Source organism: Mesorhizobium sp. M4B.F.Ca.ET.089.01.1.1 (assembly GCF_004022605.1).
GTDB lineage: Bacteria > Pseudomonadota > Alphaproteobacteria > Rhizobiales > Rhizobiaceae > Mesorhizobium > Mesorhizobium abyssinicae.
Genome location: NZ_RZOS01001554.1, coordinates 1 through 398, shown reverse-complemented (window position 1 = coordinate 398; position 398 = coordinate 1). Strand labels below are relative to the sequence as shown.

The following is a 398-nucleotide window of genomic DNA, read 5'->3' as shown; positions in this document are numbered from 1 at the left end:
GGGCCAGCGTCCATGAAGAGTGACGCATTCTCGTATCCGCCGCGAGGCCTCTCTCGTGAGGAAGCAGCTCGTTATATCGGTGTCGGATCGACGCTTTTCGACGAAATGGTTGCCGATGGGCGCATGCCGAAGCCTAAGCGCATCAACAGCCGCGCTGTCTGGGATCGTGTAGCCCTCGACATAGCTTTCACCTCGTTGCCGGATAAAGATAGCGGTCTTCAAGAACTGCTGGAAAGAAGCAAACGGGACAGAGAAAGAAGAAAATAAATACGCTCATTGCGTATACGCCGCAGGCGTAGTATGATCATTGTGCGAAAGGCTTGACATGAACGAGAATGAGAAACTTGCGCAAGACGTGAAAGCTTGGCGGGCCAAGGGGGGGTTCACTGCCGAAGCCG

The 398-nt window shown here is 54.3% G+C and carries 1 protein-coding gene; it reads left to right on the top strand.

Features of this window, described 5'->3' with window-relative positions:
• The first annotated feature begins 12 nt into the window (after positions 1 to 12).
• Positions 13 to 267 (top strand): hypothetical protein, encoded by a 255-nt coding sequence (locus tag EN780_RS38260; RefSeq protein ID WP_095519386.1) that lies wholly within the window; start codon positions 13 to 15, stop codon positions 265 to 267.
• Positions 268 to 398 lie beyond the last annotated feature (131 nt).